This window comes from Halobacillus sp. ABA4_118 (assembly GCF_056160205.1).
Genome location: NZ_JBSWWS010000001.1, coordinates 2,803,493 through 2,823,849, shown reverse-complemented (window position 1 = coordinate 2,823,849; position 20,357 = coordinate 2,803,493). Strand labels below are relative to the sequence as shown.

Below are 20,357 nucleotides of genomic sequence, written 5' to 3'. Positions count from 1 at the left end.
GGGCAATTCTTTTGTTGTAGAATTGCCCCCGTTACTTGAAGACTTGATTTCGAGATAATTCGCCATTACTTATAAAACTTAAAACTGCTTTTATTTACGTTATCAAAAAGATAATCGAAGTAATCAGAAATGGTGAACCGAATATGCCAATCATCATTCCTAACCTTCTTTCTTCTCTAGCTCCTTTATCTGTTGAAGCCACATTTAATTCAGACCTTCTAATAAACGTTTTCATAAGGAAAGCAGAAATTAAAGCTGACCCAAAACCGATAATATTAACTAAACTAATGAACATTTTCAGGCTAAAGAATATTGTAATTGACAATATAATTAATAATAAGAAACCATACCCTAAAGCGTTTCTCAATGTCACACCTCTTTCTTTATTTTAATCAGGGTTATGCCAAAACAAGTGAACAAGAAATATTAACTAATGATATTCCCTATTAAAGTAAAGCCCTCTATAACGGAAGACTTGATTTCGAGATATATACTCTATATCCAATAATAATCAATCATAAATGTAATCAAATGCATTTATAACTTCAACCATGGAAGCTAAAGCGTGCTACATTTAAGAATAACGGAAATATGAGCTAACTGCCCCCATACCATAACCTAATGCAGCTATTAAAAGAATATCACCACCATTAGAGAAAAACTGAATAGTCTGTATAGTGGTAGGATCTATAAAACCATTAACAAAAGGAACCAGGTTCATTAATCGAATACAAGCATATAACAAAATCATTTGCCAGCTTGATAGTGCCGCATTTTTAAGTATGATTTTTTGGCGTTCGTCTTCTCTTGAAAATCCCGTTTCATCACCAGATATTCTTTTCGACGCCACTATGACAGCAGAGACTATAAGTCCAGCTAGAATTATTACTAATATGTACATTTTATTATTCCTCATTTCTTTAATGTTTTTTGGTAATTAAAAAGGCAGTCTACTGTACTATCTAAAGATAATGCAATAGCAAAAGCTAATTCTAAACTAGGATCATATTTATTGTTTTCTATGGCGTTTATTGTTTGTCTACTTACCCCGCATAGCTGAGCCAATTTACCTTGAGAAATTCCTAAACCTTCTCTCAAACTCTTTATACTATTTTTCAAATTTATATCACCTCTTCCATTATTTATGTCAAATACTTTTTACACCTATCATGGTAATAAAGACCAATCAACGTGTCAAATACTTTTTACACATTGATTAGTCTCAATTCAAAATTTTTCTGCTTTTTTCAGCAAAAACATGTGGTACATTGTGACAATTGTTTCGAAACTGAGTCTTCCAGAAACCTGCCCAAAACATTAAGAAGGAGGCAATTCTTCGGTTAAAGAATTGCCCCCGATACAGGAAGACTCGGAACCGAGATAATTTTGAATCCCGGTGGTGGAATGCTCCTGTTTAGTACTACGACTCCAATATGGGTGTGATCAAGAAAAATAGCGATTAACCACTAATAAATTACGGAATGACGTGTTTTTTAGATGCTCTTTTTTTTCATATGCAAAAGCTCTAAATCTGTTTTATTTCTCTAAACCCGGCATATTGAATTTAATAATCACTTATGTAAATATTAGAAAAGAGTTTTTGATACGCGCCTAACCACTTTGTAAAATGCGAAGTTAGTTCATTTAATTCTCTAGAATTTCATTCATATAAAGGAGACTCCTTGGTGGAAAACTACAGTGTACTTTATTTAAAACAAGAAAATAGATTTAGAAGCCAAAGCAAACATTATAGGCTTGCAAGTAACGAGAAGATTGTCGGTATAATTGAAGAAGACCTATCTAGTTCAAGAGACAAAATTAATATGCTACTAAAAAGCTTAAGTCTCTATGCTTTCACTGGGGTCAATTTAAATCTAATGACAAAGAAAAACAAACTTATTGGAGAATTAATAAAAACTAGAGGTTTTTCAAATACATATACGTATAAATCTTTTAATGAAGAAATCTACTCTATTGAAGCGAAAGCAGGGTTAAAGAACCCAAAAACATCCATCACTATCTATAAAGATCATGAAGAAATTATTAAAGGCACAGGAAACTTTAGTGGTTACAGTTTTGATTTTTTGGATAATAATGAAAAATTATTAATGAGAGTCAAAAAAACAACGATCCCATCAAGCCTTAAAAACTTTTTTGATTCTTTAGATGTATTTAAATTAGACATGAAAGACCCGTCCTCGGAATATTACAATCTATTTATAGCACTGGGACTTATTATAGACTTGAATTTCCATGAATAATTTAAGGCAAGATTAGTCTTTATCATTGAGTTGTGTCTTTTTCAGAAAAGCCCCCGTTACTGTAAGACTTGGTTTCAAGATATCAGATAATCTAGCCACTCATAATTCACTTAATTATCCTGATCAAATCCACTCTCTTCCATGTTCACGAATGAATTCAATATCTTTTTCATAATGCTCCAGGTGTCCTTCGTTTATCATTTTTTGAAATGCAGTGTCTCCTTCATTGGCTTTTCTCTTAATATATTTACATAGCCCTTTTAACCGCAACAATACCATTTCTAAATAACCTTCCTCCATACCTTCAATACCGTAAGAATCAAAAAATAACTTAATTCTAGCTTTGATCCGTTCTGCATCATGTGAAGCATTATAATAGACAGCTTCACCTGCTTCATTATGGTAAAGTCTGCTTAAAGGAACGCATGTATAAAGGGTGTAGGCTATGTCCCAAAGTCTTGGACCAGGAGCTGCAACATCAAAGTCAATAATGCCTACTGGCTGTTCATGATTAAAAATAATATTGTACACAGCAAAATCATTATGGCATAGAACTTCTCTATTACTAGGAGTATTGTCAATTGGACTCCACTCATTTATCAACGGAAAGTCACTAACTGCGTCATGATAAAGACGAAGAATTTGTGCTATTTCTTTTAATACATCATTTGACCACATATATCTTTTCAGAGGGTAATTTCCAGCTTCTCCTTCAATGAAGGATAATATCTCCCTATTTTTTTCATCAATTCCTAAAATCTTTGGGGCATAATTAAAACCTTTACTCTCTAAATGTTGTAATAATCTATGTATTTTCAAACTGCCAGGTTTTATTTCTCGTCGAACAGTATCATCAAATCGATATACATTTGAGACATTCCCACCAGCTAGCTTTTCTTCTTCCTCAGAATTTGACATTGAATATCTCTCCCCTTATTAAGACTCTCTACATTACTCGATCGTCTTTCGTAGTTAGAAAAAGCGATTGCCTATATTGAACAATCGCCCCCGTTAACAGAGGACTCGATACTGAGATTTTTCAAACTTAAATGAACCTTTTCTCCCCTTCTCTTAATGTAAAATTATTTCTAAGGAAAACCCTCACCGAGTAGACTCAATATCGTGAACAAGTTCAGGTAGATCATCCTGAAATAAATGTCCATAATTCTTAAAGACCCTTGTCTTCGCGTGTGGAAGCTTATAAGCGTAATGCTCGAAATGACTAAAGGGAACAACTTCATCATTACGGCTTTGATAAAGATAGATTTGTGAGATTTGAGGAACTTTTGAAGCAAAATCATTCGAGAGTTCAAACTCTCGGTTTAACCAATCTTTATCCAGGCCCCAGTAGGGCGATCCCATCACAAATAAGCCAGAGATTGATACGTTACAAGCTTCTTCCGAGAGATACTTTAAAAGGACTGAGCCTCCCAGTGAATGACCAATCAGAACAACGTTGCCCTTCAACTCAGAAAGTTTCTCTTTTAGTAAAGCCTTCCACGCAGCATAACTCGGGTTTTCGGGATTAGGCATGGCCGGACAGGTTAAATGGTAATCCTCACTTAATGAACTTTGTAAATATGTGATTAGATTACTACTTCCTTGCTTTCCTTCCTGTGGACCTGCACTGTGAATAAATAATACTTGCTTCTTCAATTAATGACCTCCTTATTGAGAGTTCTATTAACAAATAGGAAGTTGAAAGTTGATTAACAAATTTAGATTCTAGCCAGAAACTACTCCCCATTTCCCTTCATCTTCTCATGGTGACCATGAGCAGTTATACAACGTACTCACCTTCAACAAGTACTTTCACACTCTTGTCAGAATCAATTTTTATTTCAGTAAAAGGTTCTTATAAAACCTCACTTTCTTATTTGTCACCGAGTTGTTCCGCCAAACCGATCAGAAGTCCTTCAGTTCCACGAATGTAGCAGAGCCGATACGAGTCCTCGAACTGAACCACTTCGCCAACGAATTGAGCACCATACTTTGTGAGCCTGTATACCATTTCGTCCATGTCCTCAACGGTGAACATAACGCGTTGGTAACCGAGGGCGTTTACAGGAGCAGTCCGGTGATCTGATATAGTAGATGGGATAAGAAATCGCGAAAGTTCAATTCGGCTGTGTCCATCTGGTGTAACCATTATTGCAATCTCTATGCACTGAGCACCCAATCCGGTTACGCAACCAGCCCCTTTCCTTTCGATAATGGCTCGTCCTTCGAGTTACAAGTCAATCTCTTCGAAGAAAGCGATTGCGTTTTCAAGGGATTCTTCAACGATTCCGAGATTGTTCATTCTTAGTAATTCGTTATTTGCCATAGTTAAATCTCCTTTTGTGCGTAAATCCTTTATCTGAGTTATCTTCATAAATTATTCTATTAAGAAGCTACAAATTCCGAATGCTAGGTGATGTTTCAGAATCGCCCTCTTTTTTATAAGACTCGAACTCAAAATAATTGACAGATTTCACTCCATCATAGGTGAACATCATATTCCTTACATTGTCTTTTTAATTCTAAATATGAAGGTAGAATTTAGTATCATTACAATGGAAAGGAGGATAAGTAATCCTTGTTGAAATGATGTTTTAGAAAGATTGATCAAAACATCAATTATAAGAAGGATAGCACCTCCGAAAATAATTAGCCCCCATGTAACTTGGCTAACTCTCCCCAAAATAATTTGACCTCTTTCATCTTTCCCTTCAGTATTCATGAAAGTAGCCCAATGCAAAAAACTTAAAATTAGTGGGATAAACAAGATGTAAGTAATAATGGTTAACATGTTATTCCTCCTCATATGTAAATATATCTTCGACGTTCTTATCAAAAGTACGTGCAATTTTAAACGCAAGAACCAAAGAGGGATTATACTTATTTGATTCTAAAGATGCTATTGTCTGACGGCTTACACCAATTAATTTAGCTAATTCACTTTGCGACAACCTCCTTTCTGCTCGCAATAAATAAACAGAATTTGATAAATTACCCGTTTTTTTCATTTTTTTCCTCCTCAAGTTCAATGTAACATATTTTTGTCAAATTGAATATAATTTTTAACATATTGACAAGAGTATTTTACAAAACGATGGTTTGACTGTTTAATCTTAGAACTTAGAAGAGAACTACTATAATAGCTTTCACCATTATTAGACATTATGAAAATTCAAGGTATTAGCTCTTGAAAATCACCTTACTTAAAGAAGCCACATCAAATTTTTTTTCTGAGAAGATTTCTTCTTTATACTGCTTGCAAAAAAAGAACCCCCATTAAAAATGGAAGTTCTTTTTGTATTATCTTATTCAATTAATGCCCCCAATAGCGGAAGACTTGAATTCAAGTTAAATTAAGAAATATTCTGGGAAGTTCTATATGTCTCTCATATTGCTGATTGTGTCATTTTGTTCATCTAAGATTTTAATGTTTTTTAACTCCTCATTGTCTTCCCAATTAGAAAAATAGAAAATTTGATTCTTCGTAATTACTTGCCTCTGTTTAGATCCATTTTCACCTATTGCTACAATACTGTCACCATTTTTAGATAAGTTTTCACTAATCTTAATTATAAGGTAACTATTTGGCTGTTTTTTGCCCGCTGTTTGTATTGGACTACCAGAGGAATCTAACACATTTTTATTGGATAAAATCTCCTCGTTGTCTTGCTTCATTAAAGAATAGAAACCCCAGGAATCTACCTTTTCAAAGATAATGACTGTCTCATTATTAATACTTTCTATAAGTGATGGTTCAAACTTTTTTTTGGATAAGAATTCTGTTATTTCTTTATCAGTTAAGGAACTGTAAGCTACGTCATTATCATTAAAACCCTCTTTTATTTGAGTGACCATAATATATACAAGGAAAATTAGAGCGAAGATCCAAAATATTTTCTTCATAAATTCACCTCTTACAGAATAGGTTCTAAATGTCTATGGGCATTATAGGTCTTATTTACATTAAAGCCCCCGTTTACGGAACACTTGAAGTCAAGATAGTATCTTCTTCCCCTCCGTATTTAGGGTGTGTTCCAAAAAAATGTAGTAACTATAAAAGGTATAATTATGGACACTAAAAGAATCAATCCATTGCCAATGAATCCGATCTTTCTGTATGTTCCTTTTTCTGAAAGCATGGCGAATACCAATCCTAATACAGCAATCACTACACCAGCAAAAAGAAAAGCATCATTCCCCGAAAGCATCGTTATGTATGCAGCTAGGCTTACTAAAAATAGCACAGTAGAAATTATTCCTAACTTCCTTCTCACACTTTCCCCTCCCCATTATGTAAATTATTCCAAAATATTGTATGTAACTCAATACTTTTAGAAATTGAGCTTTCACGTAATATGGGAGACAATTCTTTTATTAAGGAATTGCCCCCTTTACGGGAAGAATTGAATTCAAGATATTCTAATAAATCAAATCATCACCTAACTGATGATTTAATTTAATTGTATGTTTTCCTTCAACATCGCTCCGTCATTATTTTTCCATCTTACATTTAATGTAATGGCACTAGCAAATTCCTCAATATCACCTATTGAACTAAGACGAGTACCACCACCATTAGGTATCGTAATACTTTTTCCTTCCAAAGCTTCCAAAGTACCCTGACTTTCTCCAGATGGATAGGATATATTATATTCAATCTCTTTTGGAGTATAGTCTTTCTTGAATTTTAGGTTTCCTCCAATATGGTATGTATCTTGTTCTTCTGAATTTGAAAAAACTACTTCAACATTCGCATCCCAAGATGAGGATTCACCTCGTATTATTTGCGTCTCGTCTCTTTTCTCACCAGAACAGCCAGAAAATAATAATGAAACTAGAATAAATAGTACAAAAAATCTAATGATACCGCCCCCTTCAAATGTATGTATAAATCCGATATAACTTATGTACGAGATAAAACGATTTTAGTTTCAAAACTGCCAATTATCTCGAAACTGAGTCTTCAACTAACCTGCCCTTTAGCGAAAGACTCAGTTTCGAGATAAATATCAACACCAAACTTAAACGAAGCCTTTTATTCAAGGCAGCAGTCTCCGCCTGTAACGGAGAGAAGTGTAGGATGATGCTTCCTTACTCTCCCCATAACCCGGCTGTTCCTTTTGAAAAACAAAACCTCTGGCTTCGTAAAAAGGAATGCCCTTATCATTGCCTTTCTGAACCGAAGCCCATTGTTCATCCGCTCCATAAAGCTCCTTCTGCTGCTTCGTCAAGGCTTCCAGCAGCTTCGTACCGATTCCCCGGCCTCTGTAATCCGGATCGAGATAGCGGACATAGATTTCATTGGCCTTCTGATCGATCATTCCGCCGCCAATTGCACCAACAATCCTATCCTGTTCAAGAGCGGTTAGGTAGCCGCTCCAGTCTCTCCCTGCAGGAACAATCTCTTTTTGGATGCGGTCCAGGTTATAAAATTCATCGATGACGTTTTGTAAGTATTCTTTGCTGTAAATCGCTGCGTACGTGTCCTGATTCCCTTTGATACAGACCTCCCGGATGCCGGGAGCATCACTCATAACAGCATTTCTGACTATAATCATCGATTCCCTCCTATATTCTCTGTTGGTGGGTATGTTTGAAATCTGTGCCATACTTTAAACCGTAGCCGATGGTCCGATCCATCCCGATATGAGCCGTCCAGATCAGCGCCAGCGCGGTTACAAGTCCCCACTGGTAATATAGACCGGTGAGAAGAACAAGTCCCGGCACTACATAGGTGTGGCCGATATTGTATAGGACGGCTCCCGCCTTGGCATTTATGATATAGCCGAGCATGAATACATCAGGTGCAAGAAGGAGAAGAAGAAACAGCCAGAGCGAATAGCCGGTCGTTGTGTAAAAATAAGACGACATAATGAGGACGAGTAATCCTTCCAGATGAATCCATGTTTTGGGCACTGGGTTCCACTCCTTTTTAGGTGATCGGTTTGAAAAGGGGCCATGACAAGCAGGTCGTGCCACGATCCGTTTCGGAAAAGCTCCTCCTTCAGACGCCCCTCTGTTGTAAAACCTGTATGCTCATACAATCGGACGGCGCGTTCATTAAACGCACAGACTTTCCTCTGATGTTTCTAGTTCTTCAATCCTGTAACTATTCGATGTGTCTGAGGTGGTGATCCTCTTGATGAATTGTTCGGTGCTTTCATAGGTGTGGACATCGAGGCGGGGCTAGGTCGTCTTCATTACTTCCATATCATTTCTCCATTGATGGTAGATGGGTGGGGCTTTTTCCTCTACTTTCCGCAGACGTATGCGTTCCCCTGTAAACAAGTCATTCCTCCTTCTCTCTGCTGAGCCGTTCACCTCTAGTACGGTCAACAAGGAGAAACGTTTCAAAAATCAGGCAGGAAATCGGATGCTTCCATTTTTCACCTGCACATTCCCATGACCTGCTTTCCTCATCCGTCCGGATGCAAAATCATTGTTTGTGAATTGACGGAAATACTGCCTCGCTCCGTTATACGTCGTATACCACAACTGATTGATGATGGTATACGTTCCATGACCTGCAAAGCGAAGCGGATGGTAGGAAACACCGAAGACCGGATGAGTCATTTTAGCAATCCCGTACCTGCCCTTTTCATCCAGCCACAAGCCCAGCATCTTCTCCATTTACACACCCCCCTCCCACTCCTCGACAGAAACGAGGCCGTCCTCACCCACGTACGCGGTCCCTCTCCCCTTTAGGAGAGCCGTTACAGGATAAATCTCCGCCATCTGATCAGAAAACAGCCACTTTCTACCCGGTTCGAGGAGCAAAAGAAAGCTTTCGTCTTCCTTTTCCCCTATAAAATTCAGGAGGTGCGGCCGGATTGGGCGCTTTTCTCTTTCGATGAGATTCAACCGTTCAAGAACTTCAGCCCCCTGCCCGGCGTCCACCGCCACAAAGCTCATTTCATTGACCTTCTGCAGGCTCTCTATGGAGAACGGCTGTCCATCACTCTTTGGAGCCGTACGCCTTGCGATACACTCGACAATATTACCGGCGGGATCCTGAAAGGAAAAGGCACGGGCCTGAAGATGCTGGAAGGCCGCCTCATCCTGATCCTCTTCTTTTAGGAGCGGGGTACGGGCCTTCACCCACTCTTTCGCCTCCTGAAACTGGTCTGCCGGGATATCAAAGGCGAAAAGATAAAAAGGATGTCCTTCCTCTACTTTTAGAAAAGTGATGGTGCTTCTCCCAGCTTCAATGGTCAGCTGATTTTCTCCCGATTCTCTCTCCTTAAAACCGAGGACCTCTTCGTAAAAATGTTTCATATCCTTGAGCGGCCGTGTATCCAGCATGACTTTTTCAATAAACATTTCTCATTCCTCCTTCACAGCGGTACCTTCATGGTAAAGAGAGGGGAAAGGAATCACATCAGGGGACAGACCGATGTTTTCTACGTCTTTCGATGGAGATCAAGACCCGCTGCAATCATTTTCTGTCTGCCACAACAATCAAAAAGGCGGCCGGAAACTTTCCCGGCCGCCTTTTTGGTATCTTATCCCTCATATTCAGCAAGAGTTACTGCGAGCTCATCCTCAATCTCCTGAACGGAACCTAAATAGTTATTCAAAAGGATGGAGAAAATCAACTCCTCCCCGTCTTTCGTCGTAACATAGCCGGAAAGCGAGGTCACACCAGTCAAGGAACCTGTCTTGGCATGGACATTCCCTTCAGCCGCTGTGTCCTGCATCCGATTCCTCAATGTACCCCCAACAAAACGTTCTTCCTTTCCTGCCACGGGAAGGGATGTGTAGAACGCGTCATACCACGGTTCCTGGCGAACTTTATATAAGAGTTCTGAGATTTCATCGGCCGGAACCATATTGACATGCGACATGCCTGACCCGTCCCGCAGGCGCATCGTATCTGCATCCACATCAATCGTCTGCACATACTCTTCTACGACATCCAACCCTTTATCCCAGCTGCCCTCATCGTAAACGGTCCGCCCCATTTCCTTGATTAACACCTCAGCGTGTCCGTTATTACTCAGCTTCATGAATGGGATGAACAAGTCTTCAAGCGGCATCGATGTATGAGATGCAACAAGGTCGGATTTCTCCGGCGTTTCCGCGTACGTCATCTTTCCTTTCACCTTTATGCCGGCTTCCTCCAACGCCCTTTGGAAAAGGTCGAGCGCAAGTCCAGACGGCTCATCGACCGCCACCCAGGAGCGGGACCGGCTGCCTTCAAGTGGAAGAGTCCCTTCCACAATAATCTCGTTTGTTCCGTGTTTCCGTTCAATCGTGACATCTTTCTCTCCATCTTCAGCAACCGTCTTCGTTTGATTGATGATTTTTACGTGGTCTGTTTCCGGTGTCACTTCGACAACGGCCTCTTCCCCTTCCTCCGCCGCTGGATAGGCAGCGACGATCACCGTTCCTGCATCGTAATCTTCATTAGGCGCAGCTGTAAGGGCAGAAATCTGAGAAGCATAATAACGGGATTCATCATTCCAGGAAATGTCCTCAGACAAACGGATATCATCGTACCATGTGTCATCCGCAACCAGGCTTCCTTTGACTGCCCTGATCCCTTGGTCCTTCACTTGTTGGGCAAGCTCCTGAAAATCCTCATAGAGAAGGGTCGGATCTCCTTTGCCCTTTAGGTAAAGGTCCCCGTGAAGCTGACCTCCTCTTATTTTCCCTTCTGAATACACTTCCGTATCAAACGTGTAGCGGGGGCCAAGCGTATCCATCGCAGCCGCTCCCGTCAGCAGTTTCATGTTGGAGGCCGGCTTCAACCGGTCATGGGCATCATGTTCATATAAGACCTCCCCCGTGTCGGCTGAGCGGACACTCACACCGCTCAACGCTCCGTCCAGCTTCCCATCACTTAATAGAAGGTTGAGTTGATCCACCAATTCTTCATGTTCCAAAGAAGCCGTTACTTCTGTCTGGACAGGCTGAAAAGGAAAAAACAAAACAAGACTCGTCAACGTCAGGACTGCAGCATTGGATAATTTCCGCATATGTATACGTCTTCCTCCTCCAATATGGGGTCTTCTACACCTTACCAAAAATTACAGAATATTATAATAATTAACAGAAATTTTCCACAAAACAGCCCCAAGGAAGCAGTTCTTTGGATAGAGTATCAACCTATCTATCCTCTCAGCTGCGTGACCAGTCCCATGCGTCTTGTTGGAGTTGTTGGACTAACCCGCCCTTTCCCTCGATGTACGCGTCGATATTAAAACGGTGGGCCTGAGCCAGCTGCTTTTTCAACCGCGCATAAGCGTTCCGCTCCGCGTCATGCGTCCGAAGATAATCACGGAACACGAGATGACACTCTATTTCAGGACTTTCCACTTCAAATACGTGCACATGGTGGGTTCTATCCTGTCCTCCTTTTTGAAAAAAACGACGGCCGGGCAATCCGTTCTCACCTTTCGCTTCATATCCTGCCTCCTCCATTGCAGCGACCGCTTCATCGACCGCTTTCAAATCACTGACGACAGGAAGTATATCAATCACCGGCTTGGCCGCAAGTCCGGGAACTGCTGTACTGCCGATGTGATGAACATCGACGAGCGCTGATCCAAAGATCTTTTCCAGTATCCGCTTTTCCTGTTGAAATAATAATGACCAGCCCGTGTCATAAGGGACAACCTCCACCTTCCTCATCCAACCCCCCCTTTATTTTCCTCATTATCCACATTCAAGTATAGCAGATGAGTAAATGTGTCCCGTTTGAGCAAACTATTTTCGTTCCTGTCCTTCATCGTGTATAACTTATCGTGTAACATCACTTATTTAGGAGGTACCATCATGAGCAAAAAAGTTCTAATGGTCGTAACCAATCACACTAAAATTACAGATGATCATAAAACAGGCCTGTGGCTTGAGGAGTATGCTGTTCCTTATAATGCCTTCAAAGAGCAGGGCTATGAGGTAAAAGTAACAAGCATCCAGGGTGGCGAAGTTCCCCTCGACCCCAACAGTATTCCTGAAGAAGAAGTGAAAGAATGGGCGGAAGCTCAAGCACAGCTGAAGGATACAGCCAAGCTTTCCAAAGAAGATGCCAATGGATTTGACGGTATTTTCCTTCCAGGCGGACACGGCACAATGTTCGACTTCCCGGAAAACGAAACGCTTCAGTATGTCCTGCAGCAGCACGCGGAGCAGAACAACGTCATCGGTTCGGTCTGTCACGGACCAAGTGGTCTCGTCCATGCGACGTATGAAAACGGCACTCCGATTGTCAGCGGCAAAAAAGTGACCGGATTCACGGACTCCGAAGAAATCGGCATGGGGCTGGATGTGCATATGCCATTCATGCTGGAAACAGAACTGCGTAACAAAGGCGGCGAATTTTCCAAAGGGGATGACTGGAGCGCCTACGCGGTCCGCGATGGTAATCTGGTAACCGGCCAGAACCCGATGTCCAGTGAAAAAGCTGCAGAGAAAATGGTTGAAGCTTTAAAAGAAAACTAAAAACTCCCCTTCCAAAAGGAAAGAGAGTTCCAGGCTGTCGGGATCGTTCTCGACAGCCTTATTTTATGTCAGGGGTGCTCCTTTCATCGGCTGAAAAAACCGGGTGGAAATCTGGTCATGCGGCACCGGAGCACTGCACAGGTATCCCTGGTACTGGTGGCATTTCCTTGAAATCAAGTAATCCAGCTGGGACGGCGTTTCTACACCTTCTGCGATGACGTTCAAGTTCAAATTGAGAGCCATATGAATAATCGTATCTACAACAGCCCTGTCTTTAGAACTTTTGTGGATCGTCTGAATGAACGATTTATCAATTTTAAGGGTATCAAGCGGGAAGTCCTTCAAATAATTCAAGGAGGAATATCCGGTCCCGAAATCATCGAGGGAAATTTTGATCCCCATCGCTTTCAGCTCATGCATAAAAGGAATCGCTGTTTGCGGATTTTGTACGACACTCTCCGTCAACTCGAGATCCAGGTACTTCGGATCCAGACCGGTTTCGTCCAGGATCTCTTTAACGGAATCCACAAATCCTGGATCGTTGAACTGGACGGCTGAAATGTTGACAGAGATATGGCAAAGCTCATGCCCTTCGTCAAGCCATGTTTTGAACTGAGTACAGGCTTTTTTTAAAATCCATTTCCCCAGTGGAATGATCAGCTTCGTCTCCTCGGCAAGTGGAATGAAATCCAGAGGAGAAACAAGTCCCAGTTCACGGTGATTCCAACGAACGAGCGCTTCGAAGCTCTTCACATCCCCCGTACCAATAACGACCTGAGGTTGATAGTAAATCTCGATCTCCCCGTGTCCGGCCGCTTTTCTCAGACCGGTTTCCAGCATCATCTTCCTGGAAATCACTTCATTAATCTCCATCGTAAAGAATTGATACTGGTTGCCGCCCTCCTGTTTTGCCTGATACATCGCCGTATCGGCAAATTTAATAAGATCATCCGCTTCCAGGCCGTCCTGCGGATAAAGACTGATTCCGATCGACGGCGTCACGAACAGTTCCACCTCATCAATGAAAAAAGGCTCACGCAGAGCATCAAGCAGCTGACTGGCAGCCATGCCGGCTTTATAGGAACTTGTTTCTCTCAACACCAGGATGAACTCATCCCCGCTCTGCCGGGCAGCAAAATCGTTGTCCCCCAATCCAGCCTGCAGCCTCTCTGTTACCTGCTTCAGCAAGGCATCCCCTGTCTTGTGTCCATACACATCATTGATTTGTTTAAATCGATCCAGATCCAAGAACAAGACGCCGGCTTCCTCGTTGTTTTTGTGCGCCTGCATGAGCACGGTCTCCAAGTGATCGTTCAGCATTCTCCGGTTCGGAAGATGGGTCAGTTCATCTTTATACACGAGCTCATTGATCCGCTCCTGCTGCTGAACCCGCTCCGATATATCACGGATGATTCCGGTATAATACGTCTGCTCGTCGTTGGAGGTCGAGGATAAGGATAACTCCAAGGGGAATACCCTTCCTGTGGCATGCATTCCCTCGAGTTCCACCGTCTGTCCAATCACACGCGCTGCTCCTTTTTTCAAAAACAGAGCTGCCCCTTCAGGGTGTGCTTCATAAAACGAAGGCGGAACGACGATATTGATCAGCTGACCGACCGCTTCCTTCTGGCTGAACCCGAAGGTATCGACAGCTGCCTGGTTCCAGGCGAGAATCTTTCCTTCCTGGTTCATGGTGATTACGGCATCATTCGCCGATTCCACAATGGTCTGGTACAGGGTATCCATGAAAAGGATATGATCGCTGTGCTCTTCCATTTTCGTATCGTACCGGTTCACTAAAATAAACAGTCCGATTAACACAAACACTCCGAACGTCACGATGTATCCGAGCGGCGTCGGGTCTATAAAAGGATCGGTATGAGCGGACGTTTCCACATGATAAAAGCTTGCTGATGCCATTCCGGTATAATGCATTCCGCTGATCCCGGCCCCGAGCACCAAGGAGGCTCCTATTTTAAAACGCTTCAACCTTCTTGGATAATTCATAAAACTCTTCAATACAATCAAAGCGGTAAAAGAAGCCGCAAAAGCAATGGCTGCCGAAGCGGCAACAAGCTGCGCATCATACCGGATCGCGGCTTCCATGATCATCGCTTCCATGCCGATATAATGCATTGAAATGATGCCGAGGCCGATTACAATCGAACCGACCGCTGCGTCGATCCGCTTTTTCAATCCCCGGCTCATTAAATAAAAAGCTAGAAAACTGGCTCCCGCTGAGGAAAGGATACTCAACGTCAAAAGCCATGAATCATACCGGACCGGCATGCCCATGTCATAGGCGAGCATCGCTACAAAGTGCATCGACCAGATGCCGCCGCCCAGCGTAAGCGCTCCAGCTGCTATCCATTTCCACTTCGTCAGGCCGGAAGCTTTCTTCAACCGTTCCACCATCGTCAACGAAGCAAATGATGCCGCCACAGCTGCAACAATCGATAAAATTACAAACCATGTATGATAGGAACCTGTCATTTCCACTCGTCTTTTCCCTCTCTTCTTTTTATCTCTTTCTTATATCGGCGGCCGGATGTCAAATTAGAGAGAATTCTGGAAAAGAATCACGCCTGAGCTTAGCTTTTTTGACGGAGGGTAAAAGACATAGTAGGATGAACAAACACACGTGACAAGTGAGGTGGTTTTTTGGACTCTTGGAGAAGTTGGTCGTGGGAGGATATTTTAGCCGTCATCCTTTTCCTGACCGCCGTTATCCTGCTTCGATGGATATTAACAGGACTTGTGAAACGTCTGTTTTCAAGCCGTCCACGGGCAAAAAAAGCTTTTCTATCTTTAATCAACTGGTTTTCCTACAACGGGATTCTCGTCTTTATCATTTTTTATTTTGCCGATTCCAAATGGCTGTTCTACGAGCTCATCCCTATAGAAAGTGTGGATGTCACCCTTTTTCTCATTATCGTAGCGCTTCTGATTCTGACGTTCGCCTTCCGGATTTCCCGGATTTTGAACAGGTACATCTTTCCGTTCTTTTATGACCGGCATCAACTGGATAAAGGCACCCGTTTCACTATGGAACGTGTCATCCATTATGTCATCATGGTGATCGCGTTTTATATCAGTTTGACAACGGTCGGTATTGATCTCAGCGCCCTTGCCGTTTTTGCCGGAGTGCTCGGCGTCGGGATTGGTTTCGGGATGCAGAACATTGCCTCCAACTTTATTTCCGGACTGATTCTTCTTTTCGAACGGCCGATCAAAGTAGGCGACCGGGTCCTCATTGATGATGTGGTTGGTGATGTTCAGCGGATCAGCATGCGGGCGACGATCGTACGTACGTTAGAAAATGAGCACATCATCATTCCGAACTCGTATTTTCTAGAAGAAAAAGTAGTCAACCGTTCCTTTTCCGACCCACGCCTTCGGTTAACCATTCCAGTTGGTGTCGCCTATGGTTCAGATGTAGAAAAAGTGAAGGCCGCTCTTCTTCAGGTAGCCGCGGCCGCGCATGAGGCGAATACCTACGTCCTCGAGGATCCGAAGCCTTTCGTAAACTTTAAAGGCTTTGGCGATTCCTCGCTCGACTTTGAGCTGTTCGTCTGGATATCTAAACCGGAGGATTTGATCCCGATCAAAAGTGAGCTGAACTTCAGCATTTACGCAGCGTTCAGCCGTGAAGATATTGAAATTCCATTTCCCCAGCGCGATTTACATATTAAATCGAACGCAGCTGGACTATTCAACGACAAAGAAGGGCAGCCTTAACCAGGCGCCCTTCTTTGTCGTTTTCATCTAAAGGGAAGGATATAATAACATTTGGAACAACAACTCTCTTCTATCACATCAATTATTGAATAAGCGTCATCGTTATGATGAGAATCGTTAAACACGGACCAAGCTGATACCCTTTTTTGTTCATGAATAAAGAATTCCCAATGGGTAAGGCAGTAGTATCCTTACAACAAACCATATAATAACGGCCAAAAACAGGAACATCACAGCGATACTCAACGTCTGCCTGTAACGCTTTTGTTCTCTTGAATTTAAGTGAATGATATCCCAGACCAGCCTTAGGAAGAGTAAACCCATAATAAGGAACATGAAGAAAATCAGTGACGTATCAAACACTTTAGATACGATAAATACTACAAAGATCCCGATAAAAGTTAAGAGGTTGTCCATTCTTTTATCCACTTGCTCGATATTCCCATCTATTGCTCTAACGATTCCCTTCACGAAACGCCCCCCCTTTGAGTCAAACCTATGTATTTGAATTACTAAACCAATGTGGGCTCTTTCCTCTTATTGCTGTTATTTTCACTGATAGATCAGCGGATAAAATCCAGCATAGTCACCGTGATCAATCCTTGATATATCTGACGGGAATCGCCTTGAACAACCTCTTATCCGTAAACTAAAAGAATTGAAGATACACATTTACCCCCTGGATATTGTATACAGGTCCACCTTTACCCCCTTCAAAAACATCTCTTTAGACTTATGCATGCCGATCGAACGGGCGATATGTGCGGATGCTGTATTGCCCGGCTGGATAAGGGAGATATACCTTTTCTCACTCCTGTGCTTCCTGCCATAGCTCAGCAATAATCCAGCCGCTTCCTTTGCATATCCCCGTCCTTGGAAATCGTTGATGATCCAATAACCGATTTCCACCTCTTCTTTTCCGTCAACCTGTTGGGGTACCAAGCCGGCATGCCCGATACGTTCCCCACTCTCCTTTTCGATCAGAACCTTTAGACCGAGATCAGGATCTGATTCCTCATGTGTATGAATCCAATGCAGGAATTCACGGGCTTCCTGTTTTGTTTTCACTCCCCCATCACCGATATAAGTCATCATTTCAGAATCTGACAGCATTCCAAACAGGAAAGAGAAATCCTCTTTTCTATAGGATCGAAATTGAATACGCTTTGTACATCACATGAAACCCCTCCTCTTATATTCACTATTACAGTTTTTCCATTCATGAATTTTCCACTTATGGGCAGGTTACGGATGAAGGGGATGCTTATGAAAGATTATATAGAAGATGGACGCCTATCTGAAATACAACAGTCGTTTGGGAACAGCTCAGATATTAATATCCGACCTTTTCAACATCCACGTTTTTCGATCAGTGGAGTGCTGGTATACATAGACGGGATTGTAGATACGTCGGTGATTGAAAAACATATCCTGCACCCTCTGTTGGATGAACGAAATCGAAACAGGAAAACAGGGGATTTGGATATAGAAAAAGCATTGGAAACGGCAGGTGTGGAAGTTGTCCCCTTTTCCTCCTATAAGGACAAGCTGATCAATGGATGGACCCTTATTCTGCTTAAGGATCGTGACCAGGTGATTGCGGCAGATACTGCTAAGTGGAAAGAACGCGCTCTTACTACTCCTAAAGGGCAGCGGGCGGTCGAGGGGCCGGATATCGGATTTAACGAGAGTAGAAAAAGTAATGTGGCACTGGTGAGAAGCATTGTGAAAAATCCGATGCTGCGTGTCGAAACTGAAACGTATGGAAGCATCACTCAAACGTCTGTTTCCCTTGTGTACATTGAATCCAAGGTGGATGAAGCGATTCTGAAGGACGTCAGGGAAAAACTCTCCCACGTATCCATGGATTATATCTTGGACTCGAACTTCATATCAGAGTACCTGACAAAAGAATCCAAATCAATTTTCCCATTAATCATCAACACCGAAAGACCTGACGCAGCCGCAGCGCAGATCATTGGGGGAAGAGTGTGCATCCTCGTGGATGGTTCTCCCTATGCACTGATTGCCCCTGCAGAATTGGTGCAGTTTTTTCATACAGCCGAGGATTATTATATTCAAAGCCGCTTCAATCCCCTCCTCCGGCCGCTCCGTATCTTGTTTTTTTGGCTGTCGCTTTATATTCCTGCTCTTTATGTTGCCTTTACTACATTTCATGCAGGAATACTGCCGGATAACCTCCTTGTCGGATTCGTGGCTCAGAGGCAGGTGGTCCCTCTGCCTACGTTTTTGGAAGTGGTGATTGTCAACTGGCTGATAGATGCCATTTATGAAGGCTCCAACCGGCTGCCGCAGAGTGTTGTCCTTACGATTTCAATATTTGGAGCGATTGTATTCGGACAGTCGGCCGTTGAAGCCCAATTGATTCAGCCGATCACCCTCGTCGTTCTAAGTGGATCGTTTATATTATCGAGTATCGTCCCGGTAGCCGCACTGAACTATGCGACACGTTTTTTACGTCTCAGCCTAATCTTAATCAGCGCCCTTCTCGGGCTGTATGGATTGGCTCTGGCTACTTTAATGCTGCTTATCCATTTATGTTCCCTGAAAAGTTTCCAAGTTCCTTATCTTTCACCGATCGCCCCTTTTACGTGGAAAGATCAAAAAGATACCATCATCAGGGAAGCCATGCCTGAACTTAACCCGACAGAAGTGAATTTTACGAAAGAAGAGGATCCATCCTCAAAACGTTGATGGTGGAGGGACGTACGCATGAAAGAAATCCGTTTGAGGCTTCTACTGATCCTTCTTATTTTCATGGGAGCCCTTTTCATCAGTTCTATTCAAACCACACGGCTGCACACGCTTTCGCTTGTCACTGGAATGGGCATCGAAAAAGAACAAGGCATTTATTCAGTTACCCTCCAATTATATAACCCGGAAGCCAATGCTAAAGAATCCTCCGGTGAAATTGGCGGGAAAACCTATACAGCCACTGGTGTGACCATTGCTGATGCCATAGCAGCCTTAAGAAACGATATTTCCAAACGCATCTTCACGGAAACGCTTCAAATCGTTGTCCTGGGAGAGCAGATGGTCAAAGAGGAAGGGGTGGATCCTGTTCTTGACTATTTGGTCCGCGCTCCTGAAATTCCGGGAAACATCCAAATGGTGATTGCCAGGGAATCATCGCCCGAATTCGTGTTTCAAATGTTCCCGGCGGACGATAAAGTAACCAGCAGCCATATAAGAAAATTGCTGAGTCATTCAGAACAGCGGTGGGGTACGTTTCAAGACATATCTGCTGAACGTATCAAAAGCCTCTTGGAGGACAAAACAAGTGACATCGTTATCCCCTACCTGGAACTGAAAGGCGATAGAATGGAAGGGCTCTCCAAAGCCAGCACGGAGAGATTCGCGCCGGCGGCCTACTTTTCGCTGACCGGGCTGGCCTTATTATCGAACGGGAGGCTGAAAACCTACTTCACCTCTGAAGAGAGCCGCCTGCTGGCCTTACTGAGGGGGGTGAATCAAAAAGAAAGCCTCACCTTCCCGTGCAGGGAAGACAATCATTATATGACCATCAGAACTACAAACACCAATGCTTCAACGAAAGCATCTGTAGATCCATTGTCCTTCAACATACAGGTTCACGTGAAAGCTTATGTAGAGGAATACGGGTGTAAAGAGGAAATGAATGGGCAGCGGGGTATTCAAAAGCTTGAGGAATGGCTGGAAGAAACGATAAAAAAAGAACTGACAGTCATGGTTCAAAAACAAGAGGAAGAGGGGGCAGACTTTCTCGGTTTAAAAGATCACTTGTACCGCCATTCACCTGCCTATTGGAAAAAGATGAAGAAGGAGAAAAACGAAGACCTTTCAAAGGTCCCTGTAACGATCGATGTTCAGGTTTCGCTTACTAAAATAGGGAAAACCTCTAAATTACCTTTATGA

General features: G+C 42.5%; 23 protein-coding genes and 1 pseudogene. 5 read left to right on the top strand and 19 right to left on the bottom strand.

Annotation, left to right across the window (positions count from 1 at the left end):
• Positions 1 to 94: 94 nt before the first annotated feature.
• The 3 genes from ACXAGL_RS14220 to ACXAGL_RS14210 all read right to left on the bottom strand — a co-directional run bounded on the left by ACXAGL_RS14220 (position 95) and on the right by ACXAGL_RS14210 (position 1,119).
• Entirely contained in the window at positions 95 to 367 is a 273-nt protein-coding gene (locus tag ACXAGL_RS14220) for a hypothetical protein (RefSeq protein ID WP_474991456.1), read from the bottom strand.
• A 207-nt stretch (positions 368 to 574) separates the two neighbouring features.
• Positions 575 to 901, bottom strand: a complete 327-nt coding sequence (locus tag ACXAGL_RS14215; protein WP_160841533.1) for a hypothetical protein — start codon at positions 899 to 901, stop codon at positions 575 to 577.
• An 11-nt stretch (positions 902 to 912) separates the two neighbouring features.
• A complete protein-coding gene (locus tag ACXAGL_RS14210; RefSeq protein WP_160841534.1) occupies positions 913 to 1,119 on the bottom strand; it encodes a helix-turn-helix transcriptional regulator in 207 nt (68 codons plus the stop codon).
• 566 nt (positions 1,120 to 1,685) lie between these two features.
• Between ACXAGL_RS14210 and ACXAGL_RS14205 the strand changes: the two genes are divergently transcribed.
• The gene (locus tag ACXAGL_RS14205; protein WP_474991454.1) at positions 1,686 to 2,261 is read left to right on the top strand and encodes a hypothetical protein; all 576 of its coding nucleotides are present in this window, start codon (positions 1,686 to 1,688) and stop codon (positions 2,259 to 2,261) included.
• A gap of 123 nt (positions 2,262 to 2,384) precedes the next feature.
• Here the strand turns inward: ACXAGL_RS14205 and ACXAGL_RS14200 are convergent, their stop codons facing one another.
• From ACXAGL_RS14200 to ACXAGL_RS14140, 13 genes and pseudogenes are all read right to left on the bottom strand, one after another.
• On the bottom strand, positions 2,385 to 3,179 hold the full coding sequence (locus ACXAGL_RS14200; protein WP_474991452.1) for a phosphotransferase: 795 nt from the start codon (positions 3,177 to 3,179) through the stop codon (positions 2,385 to 2,387).
• A gap of 183 nt (positions 3,180 to 3,362) precedes the next feature.
• Complete coding sequence (locus ACXAGL_RS14195) at positions 3,363 to 3,917, bottom strand: alpha/beta fold hydrolase (protein WP_474991450.1); 555 nt, start codon at positions 3,915 to 3,917, stop codon at positions 3,363 to 3,365.
• Between the two features lie 217 nt (positions 3,918 to 4,134).
• Positions 4,135 to 4,587 (bottom strand): annotated as a pseudogene (locus tag ACXAGL_RS14190) (VOC family protein).
• A gap of 177 nt (positions 4,588 to 4,764) precedes the next feature.
• Positions 4,765 to 5,052: a hypothetical protein gene (locus tag ACXAGL_RS14185; protein ID WP_160890397.1), complete on the bottom strand. Its 288-nt coding sequence runs from the start codon at positions 5,050 to 5,052 to the stop codon at positions 4,765 to 4,767.
• A 1-nt stretch (position 5,053) separates the two neighbouring features.
• Positions 5,054 to 5,269, bottom strand: a complete 216-nt coding sequence (locus ACXAGL_RS14180) for a helix-turn-helix transcriptional regulator (protein WP_160842064.1) — start codon at positions 5,267 to 5,269, stop codon at positions 5,054 to 5,056.
• A gap of 367 nt (positions 5,270 to 5,636) precedes the next feature.
• Positions 5,637 to 6,164: a hypothetical protein gene (locus tag ACXAGL_RS14175; RefSeq protein ID WP_160842065.1), complete on the bottom strand. Its 528-nt coding sequence runs from the start codon at positions 6,162 to 6,164 to the stop codon at positions 5,637 to 5,639.
• A gap of 119 nt (positions 6,165 to 6,283) precedes the next feature.
• Positions 6,284 to 6,535: a hypothetical protein gene (locus ACXAGL_RS14170; RefSeq protein ID WP_474991448.1), complete on the bottom strand. Its 252-nt coding sequence runs from the start codon at positions 6,533 to 6,535 to the stop codon at positions 6,284 to 6,286.
• Positions 6,536 to 7,300: 765 nt separating this feature from the next.
• Positions 7,301 to 7,819 carry a GNAT family N-acetyltransferase gene (locus ACXAGL_RS14165; RefSeq protein ID WP_474991447.1) on the bottom strand — a complete coding sequence of 173 codons (519 nt, stop codon included), beginning with the start codon at positions 7,817 to 7,819 and terminating at the stop codon, positions 7,301 to 7,303.
• 10 nt (positions 7,820 to 7,829) lie between these two features.
• A complete protein-coding gene (locus ACXAGL_RS14160) occupies positions 7,830 to 8,177 on the bottom strand; it encodes a DUF4260 domain-containing protein (RefSeq protein WP_474968009.1) in 348 nt (115 codons plus the stop codon).
• Between the two features lie 441 nt (positions 8,178 to 8,618).
• On the bottom strand, positions 8,619 to 8,891 hold the full coding sequence (locus ACXAGL_RS14155) for a hypothetical protein (protein WP_474991446.1): 273 nt from the start codon (positions 8,889 to 8,891) through the stop codon (positions 8,619 to 8,621).
• Positions 8,892 to 9,581 (bottom strand): VOC family protein, encoded by a 690-nt coding sequence (locus ACXAGL_RS14150; protein ID WP_474991444.1) that lies wholly within the window; start codon positions 9,579 to 9,581, stop codon positions 8,892 to 8,894.
• A 182-nt stretch (positions 9,582 to 9,763) separates the two neighbouring features.
• Positions 9,764 to 11,239: a D-alanyl-D-alanine carboxypeptidase/D-alanyl-D-alanine endopeptidase gene (gene dacB / locus ACXAGL_RS14145; protein WP_474991443.1), complete on the bottom strand. Its 1,476-nt coding sequence runs from the start codon at positions 11,237 to 11,239 to the stop codon at positions 9,764 to 9,766.
• A gap of 142 nt (positions 11,240 to 11,381) precedes the next feature.
• On the bottom strand, positions 11,382 to 11,894 hold the full coding sequence (locus ACXAGL_RS14140) for a GrpB family protein (RefSeq protein WP_474991442.1): 513 nt from the start codon (positions 11,892 to 11,894) through the stop codon (positions 11,382 to 11,384).
• A 144-nt stretch (positions 11,895 to 12,038) separates the two neighbouring features.
• Between ACXAGL_RS14140 and ACXAGL_RS14135 the strand changes: the two genes are divergently transcribed.
• Positions 12,039 to 12,704, top strand: a complete 666-nt coding sequence (locus ACXAGL_RS14135) for a type 1 glutamine amidotransferase domain-containing protein (protein ID WP_027953684.1) — start codon at positions 12,039 to 12,041, stop codon at positions 12,702 to 12,704.
• Positions 12,705 to 12,767: 63 nt separating this feature from the next.
• On the opposite strand, the gene ACXAGL_RS14130 is transcribed toward ACXAGL_RS14135, so the two are convergent.
• Entirely contained in the window at positions 12,768 to 15,197 is a 2,430-nt protein-coding gene (locus ACXAGL_RS14130; protein WP_474992383.1) for an EAL domain-containing protein, read from the bottom strand.
• A gap of 168 nt (positions 15,198 to 15,365) precedes the next feature.
• Between ACXAGL_RS14130 and ACXAGL_RS14125 the strand changes: the two genes are divergently transcribed.
• Entirely contained in the window at positions 15,366 to 16,442 is a 1,077-nt protein-coding gene (locus ACXAGL_RS14125; RefSeq protein ID WP_474991440.1) for a mechanosensitive ion channel family protein, read from the top strand.
• Between the two features lie 150 nt (positions 16,443 to 16,592).
• Here ACXAGL_RS14125 and ACXAGL_RS14120 read toward each other — a convergent pair whose 3' ends face one another.
• The gene (locus tag ACXAGL_RS14120) at positions 16,593 to 16,913 is read right to left on the bottom strand and encodes a hypothetical protein (RefSeq protein ID WP_474991438.1); all 321 of its coding nucleotides are present in this window, start codon (positions 16,911 to 16,913) and stop codon (positions 16,593 to 16,595) included.
• Between the two features lie 201 nt (positions 16,914 to 17,114).
• The gene (locus tag ACXAGL_RS14115) at positions 17,115 to 17,603 is read right to left on the bottom strand and encodes a GNAT family N-acetyltransferase (RefSeq protein ID WP_474992381.1); all 489 of its coding nucleotides are present in this window, start codon (positions 17,601 to 17,603) and stop codon (positions 17,115 to 17,117) included.
• 105 nt (positions 17,604 to 17,708) lie between these two features.
• Between ACXAGL_RS14115 and ACXAGL_RS14110 the strand changes: the two genes are divergently transcribed.
• A complete protein-coding gene (locus tag ACXAGL_RS14110; RefSeq protein ID WP_474991437.1) occupies positions 17,709 to 19,157 on the top strand; it encodes a spore germination protein in 1,449 nt (482 codons plus the stop codon).
• Between the two features lie 18 nt (positions 19,158 to 19,175).
• Entirely contained in the window at positions 19,176 to 20,357 is a 1,182-nt protein-coding gene (locus tag ACXAGL_RS14105) for a Ger(x)C family spore germination protein (protein ID WP_474991436.1), read from the top strand.